The 875-nt window shown below is 65.9% G+C and carries 1 protein-coding gene; it reads left to right on the forward strand.

Features of this window, described 5'->3' with window-relative positions; all coding sequences use genetic code 11:
- Window positions 1-819, forward strand: an 819-nt coding sequence (locus ACW5DW_RS17100; protein ID WP_457020504.1) for an elongation factor Tu, incomplete at its 5' end; no start/stop codon positions are given.
- Window positions 820-875 lie beyond the last annotated feature (56 nt).

The raw sequence follows: 875 nt of genomic DNA on the forward strand, positions 1-875 counted from the left end.
CAGGTGGGCGTGCCGTACATCGTGGTCTACCTGAACAAGGCGGACATGGTGGACGACGCCGAGCTGCTGGAGCTGGTGGAGATGGAAGTGCGCGAGCTTCTGTCCAAGTACGAGTTCCCGGGCGACGACACCCCGATCATCCACGGTTCGGCGCTCAAGGCGCTGGAAGGCGACCAGAGCGAGATCGGCGTGCCGTCGATCATCAAGCTGGTCGAGGCGCTGGACAGCTGGATCCCGGAGCCCCAGCGCGACGTGGACAAGCCGTTCCTGATGCCGGTCGAGGACGTGTTCTCGATCTCGGGTCGCGGCACGGTGGTGACCGGTCGCATCGAGCGCGGCATCGTCAAGGTGGGCGAGGAGATCGAGATCGTCGGTATCCGTCCGACCCAGAAGACCACGGTCACGGGCGTGGAGATGTTCCGCAAGCTGCTCGACCAGGGCCAGGCGGGCGACAACGCCGGCCTGCTGCTGCGCGGCACCAAGCGCGATGACGTGGAGCGTGGCCAGGTGCTGTGCAAGCCGGGCTCGATCAAGCCGCACACGGACTTCGAGGCCGAGGTGTACGTGCTGAGCAAGGACGAGGGTGGCCGTCACACGCCGTTCTTCAAGGGCTACCGTCCGCAGTTCTACTTCCGCACCACCGACATCACTGGCGCCTGCGAGCTGCCTGAAGGCGTGGAGATGGTGATGCCGGGCGACAACGTGAAGATGGTGGTGTCGCTGATCAACCCGATCGCGATGGACGAAGGCCTGCGTTTCGCGATCCGCGAAGGCGGCCGCACCGTCGGCGCCGGCGTGGTGGCAAAGATCGTCAAGTGATGTGACGGCCCGTGCGCGCCTTGCGCGCACGGCTGCCGGAACATCATCCCGAGCGC

The organism is Luteimonas sp. A482 (genome assembly GCF_054072655.1).